Source organism: Microcystis sp. M179S2, assembly GCF_020245805.1.
GTDB classification, from domain to species: Bacteria; Cyanobacteriota; Cyanobacteriia; order Cyanobacteriales; family Microcystaceae; genus Microcystis; species Microcystis aeruginosa.
This window is the reverse complement of record NZ_JADBUE010000180.1, coordinates 1-4,790: the sequence shown is the minus strand read 5'-3', so window position 1 is coordinate 4,790 and position 4,790 is coordinate 1. Positions and strand designations below refer to the sequence as shown.

The following is a 4,790-nucleotide window of genomic DNA, read 5'->3' as shown; positions in this document are numbered from 1 at the left end:
TATAATTCGCTATTTCCGCAACGGGATAATTGTCCAGGCTTTCAAACTGAAAAACTGCTAAATCTACCCCTTCCTGCCGGATGATGGTGCTTTTCTCGATGTTTCGAGTTTTGCCGTCGCTGGTGACGACGGTGTAGGTGTTATCGGGACAAGGTTTACTTGCAGCATCTTGACTTTCTTCCTTCTCACATAATACATGGTCTGCGGTTAAAACCGTGTAAATATTGCCTTTTTTAGCGATAATTACGCCACTTCCATTGGCTTTACTGCTACTATCAATCCGCACGGTGAAACCCTTGGCTTTTGTTTCTAATTCGGCGATATAGTCAGGAGGGGCGGTGGTTTCTATATCGGGGTTCACCTGCGGTAGGGGCAGGTTATAGGCGCTGAGGATTTCCGGACGGATGTAGGTTAATAGGGTATTAAGGAGAATGCCCCAGTTAACCGCTCTCATCTGTTGGATTTCTGCGTCTGTGGGTTTTGTACCGTCTTCGTAGATGTAGTTAGAGAGAATCGGATGGGCCGATCGCCCGTTAATGCCGATTAACTCATCCTCGAAAAAGATACCACCGCCGCTCATTCCCTGCACGATATCGCCACTATAACCGACGCTGTAGCCCTCCCGGAGGGGTCGATCGCTTGTTTGTTCAATTTTCCCGTTATCGGTGGTGTACTGCCCCGTTTCTGCGGAATAACCGGTTACAGTGATATCTAGTTCCGCATCCGGGGAAATGGCGCGAATTTTAGCGATCGGATAATCCCTGGTATCGCTAAACTCCACGAGGGCCAGATCCTTATCTTTTAAAAGGGAATTCGGCGCGATCGAGGCTGTGCGGGTTTGGCCGTCGTGGGTTTGGATCTGTAGGGTGGTCGCGCCGCGGGTAACGTGAGCGTTGGTCAAAACGAGATATATACTGCCTTTTTTCCCGATAATGATTCCCGATCCCCGATTTATCTCGCTAGTAATCTTAACAGTGACTTGACGGATCGATCGCTCGATCTGCGCGTTTGGGCTGTCTTCCGCCACGATCGCCGGGGGAGAGAAAGGGGATAGCGCTTTAACCGGTACGACGGGCAGAAGTAGGAGGCTTAGGAGTAGGGGAAAGGGTTTCAACATGGTTATTATGGGGAAATTCGGGGTAAAACAGCGAAAATTCTAGCGGGTGGGAACGCAATTATTTTGCGGGCCAGCAGATCTCGTACCACAGGGTGCGTCGCGATCGGCGAGTGGTGCTTTGGCGAAAAACTCCGTCATCGAGATATAGGTTTTATCTCCGGAATTCTGGAGGAGCATATCCGAGCTTTTCCCCTCTAGGATGTCCATGAGTTGTTGCAAGACTAAATCTGGATTATCGTGGGGTTTAAGGGTAAAAAGTTGGCTATTACCATCGCAGGGATCGCCGGATCGTGAAACGCTGCAGATGATCGGGTATCCCTTCGCCCGGCCGGTGGTGAGATAGTTAAAACGCCCTTGATTATAGGCTTCCTGGAATTTTTTCGTGACTTCCTCGCAACGAACCGGGGAACGTTTGGAGAAATATTCCGATTTCCAGCCGATAATCCGCACATTGCCGCTCCTTTGGGGAATCCAAGCCAGGGTGGCGGGTATTTTTCCTCCCGATGCGCGATCGAACACCTCTTTACAGAAGAAGGTGACGCCATTCGGGGTGGTCGATTGGCTGAAACCGGGGGCGATACCACCGAGGAGGACAGTGGCGAGGAGGCCGACGCAAGCGAGACGGTGGGAAATATATCTAGAGTTCATAGGGATAGTTCCTCAGAAAATAGGGATTAGAATCGTGATTAGGGTCAAAATGGGATTATTTAAGGGTTAGCGGCGGCGTTGAGGGTGTAGCGACCCGATTCACCCCCTTCGCGAGAGGTAGCCACTAGGATATAAACTCCATCGGCGGGTAATTCGGTTACGAGTCGAGCGTTAAAATCCCCGGGAGCGCGATCGACACGCTGGTTACTACGGGCGACCTGTGGGTATTTTGTCCCCTCGGAAGATTGGAGAACGCGATAGAGGACAAGATAGGGAGCGATCTCGTTGCTGTTCATATCCAGAACGATTTTCTGTCCGGCACGACCCTCGAACCCGTAATATTGCTCGTTTTGGTCTTTGGTCAAGTTGCCTTGAACGGTCTGACCGTTAAGAGGGAGGGCGAGTAACTGTATCCGATCGTCCTGTCCTAATGTTGAGACGGTGGAGACATCACCTGTTTTAACTGCGGTGAGGAAAGCTTGCAGGCGATCGAGGGAAACGGCGAAATTAATGCCGCTCTGGGTAAGGCCGATCGGGTTTCCCGCACCGTCGTAAACGTAACTCCCGATATCGCCTGCGACGTTAACCCCCACCACTTCCCCCCGTGAATTCAAAAGCGGCCCGCCGGAATTGCCTTTGTTGATATTAGCGTTGTGTTGTACGATGCCTTTTTCGGGGTCGAGACGGCTGATAATGCCCTGGGTGAGGGTGTTTTGATAGTCCTCGTTTAAAGGTGTGCCGATGGCGAAAACGCTTTCGCCGACTTTGGCGGAGTTCGGACGGGCGAGGGGAAGATAGGGCAGGTTTTGGCGGTTATAAATCCGCAGGACGGCTAAATCCACGCCATTTTTGGCGAAGCCGATCACGTCTGCTGAGGCCTGCTGTCCGTTGGCAAATTTCACCGTCACCACCCGGGGTCCGTCCGCAACAACGTGGGCGTTGGTAATGATGATACCGTCGGGACTGACGAGAAAGCCGCTACCGTGGCCGCTGCCATTTTTGACGGTGACGACGGCGGGGCTGGCTTTCTGATAGACTCTAGAAGCGGTCTGCTCCTGGGCGAGGATGGGTGGAATGTTTTCCATCAGGAAGCCTCCGGGTTGAACCAGTAGGCCAGTGGTGGCCAGTAGCACCGATAGGGTGAAAGTAATTGGTTTCATCGGATTGACTCCTCTTTAGTCGGGGGATACTTGCAAGGATGTTATCGTTGGTTTTTTTCCAATTATGCGATTAAGTTTTAAGTCTTCAGGTTGCTTTTTTCACAAAAGTTTAGAGGGGGAGAGCGATCGCTCTCCCTTGCAACTTACGCACCTATCTGCCGTAGTGCTTCTATGGCGCTGTTGTACATTTCTGTGTTTCCCTGCTGGCGAAATAATTCGGCGGCCGTTGTTAGATCGGCGATCGCATTTTGTCTCTGGTTAAATGCGAGATGGACGTATCCGCGGAAATGGTAAGCGTAGGCAGCGCGGGGGTTTAGTCGGATCGCGGTGTTCAGGTCTTGAAACGCCGGCCGCCATTGTTCGCGAATCGTGTAAATCATGCCCCGACCGAGGTAAGCTTCGCTATAGTCCGGATCGAGTTCGATCGCTCTGGTGAATTGAGCGAGGGCGAGATCATATTTTTCCTGTTGGATGTAGTTAATTCCCCGGTTAAAGTGGGCGATCGCTTCTTTGTAGTTCGCTTGAGCGATCCGGGTTTCGGCTGGTTGTCGGCTTTCTAGGGCCATAACGGGGCGAACAGTGGCGAGGGTGGAGAGGCCGATTAGGCTGACGGTGGTGAGAAGGGCGAAGGATTTCATGGGTAGTGCCTCGGTGAGGGTGATTTGAGCTTCTACCTAATTCATCGGTTGCTTTTTTGGGAATATGCAGAATAGGGCGATCAATTTTTTTTCCTTTCGGGTACAAAAGGAAAAAGCGCGGCAATCGGCATCGCTTTGTTATCATTTAGTGAAAAATACTTGTTTTTTTTGATGCAATATGGTAAGCAAATCCCCGACGATTACTGATGCGGAATTAATTCGCCTCAGTTGTCAGAACCCGGAATTACGCTTTGAACGCAATGCAGATGGAACGTTAGTCACTATGCCCCCGATCGGAAGTATTTCAGCGAATCGAGAACTGAAAGCCGGCGCTCGCCTGCTCTACTGGGTCGAACAGAACGGGTTAGGAGAGGTATTTAGTTCTAGCGGCGGTTTTAAACTGGCCAATAGCGCGGTACGCTCTCCCGATGTGGCTTTCGTGGCGAGAGAACGTTTACCGTCTGGTTGGCAGGAAAGGGAGGATGAATTTCTCGATCTCGCGCCGGATTTCGTGATCGAGATCCGTTCTAAAACCGATAGTTTATCCAAGTTAAAGCGGAAAATGGAGGAGTATCGGGAGAACGGGGTGAAGTTAGGATGGTTGATCGATCGCCAGAATCAACAGGCTTTTGTCTACCGTCAGGACGGGACGATTACCTGTTATCCCGAGAACGCGATTTTAAGCGGGGAAGATGTGGTTCCGGGGTTCACCCTAGCGCTAGAAATCTTGCTGTAAGATCGATCGCTTTTTTCGGGGTGAGATTCAAAATCGATCGAGTATCTAGACCGCGCCTAATTGCCGTAGGAATTGCAGGGCTTTTTCGCGTGCTGGCGCGTTCCCTTGCTGGCGGAACAGTTCGGCGGCTTGTCGGAAATCCTCGATCGCTTTTTCCTTGTCTAGCCGATAGACGTAAGGAAACCCAACAATAAACCCAAGGAAACCCAACAAAAAGGAAACCCAACAATACACCCAAGGAAACCCAACAAAAAGATTCAGACAGATTTAGGTGTTGGGTGTTGGGTTTCGCTTTTCCTGAGAATTGAGAGGTTTTCTTTAACATATTTATTCCCTCAAACCAACCTAGGAACTACGGGCGCTCACTACTTAATTTAATCACTTGTTGCTCAGGAAATTTAAGGGTAAGTTCCCATTCTCCCCCTAATTCCCTCATCATACGGGTTAAATTTTCTAGGGTAAGATGTTGTTTTAAATCATCCGATTTTGCT

Annotated in this window: 6 protein-coding genes; 2 read left to right on the top strand and 4 right to left on the bottom strand. The window is 50.4% G+C overall.

Going from position 1 to position 4,790, the window contains the following annotated elements; all coding sequences use genetic code 11:
• The 4 genes from IM500_RS11330 to IM500_RS11315 all read right to left on the bottom strand — a co-directional run.
• On the bottom strand, positions 1-1,117 hold a 1,117-nt coding region (locus tag IM500_RS11330; protein ID WP_287738432.1), incomplete at its 3' end, for a S1 family serine peptidase.
• Positions 1,118-1,156: 39 nt separating this feature from the next.
• On the bottom strand, positions 1,157-1,765 hold the full coding sequence (locus tag IM500_RS11325) for a COP23 domain-containing protein (protein WP_002763038.1): 609 nt from the start codon (positions 1,763-1,765) through the stop codon (positions 1,157-1,159).
• 59 nt (positions 1,766-1,824) lie between these two features.
• Positions 1,825-2,925, bottom strand: coding sequence for a S1C family serine protease (locus IM500_RS11320; RefSeq protein WP_287738430.1), 1,101 nt, complete (start codon positions 2,923-2,925; stop codon positions 1,825-1,827).
• A 143-nt stretch (positions 2,926-3,068) separates the two neighbouring features.
• Complete coding sequence (locus IM500_RS11315; RefSeq protein ID WP_287738429.1) at positions 3,069-3,563, bottom strand: tetratricopeptide repeat protein; 495 nt, start codon at positions 3,561-3,563, stop codon at positions 3,069-3,071.
• Positions 3,564-3,741: 178 nt separating this feature from the next.
• Here IM500_RS11315 and IM500_RS11310 point away from each other — a divergent pair, with 178 nt between their 5' ends.
• Positions 3,742-4,299, top strand: a complete 558-nt coding sequence (locus IM500_RS11310) for a Uma2 family endonuclease (RefSeq protein WP_287738427.1) — start codon at positions 3,742-3,744, stop codon at positions 4,297-4,299.
• Positions 4,300-4,319: 20 nt separating this feature from the next.
• On the top strand, positions 4,320-4,493 hold the full coding sequence (locus tag IM500_RS11305; RefSeq protein ID WP_155120266.1) for a hypothetical protein: 174 nt from the start codon (positions 4,320-4,322) through the stop codon (positions 4,491-4,493).
• Positions 4,494-4,790: the final 297 nt, after the last annotated feature.

What these genes read in the sequence shown, in the direction of transcription:
- IM500_RS11325 (WP_002763038.1), bottom strand. Translation starts at nt 1,765, where the DNA reads ATGAACTCTAGATATATTTCCCACCGTCTCGCTTGCGTCGGCCTCCTC.
- IM500_RS11320 (WP_287738430.1), bottom strand. Translation starts at nt 2,925, where the DNA reads ATGAAACCAATTACTTTCACCCTATCGGTGCTACTGGCCACCACTGGC.
- IM500_RS11315 (WP_287738429.1), bottom strand. Translation starts at nt 3,563, where the DNA reads ATGAAATCCTTCGCCCTTCTCACCACCGTCAGCCTAATCGGCCTCTCC.
- IM500_RS11310 (WP_287738427.1), top strand. Translation starts at nt 3,742, where the DNA reads ATGGTAAGCAAATCCCCGACGATTACTGATGCGGAATTAATTCGCCTC.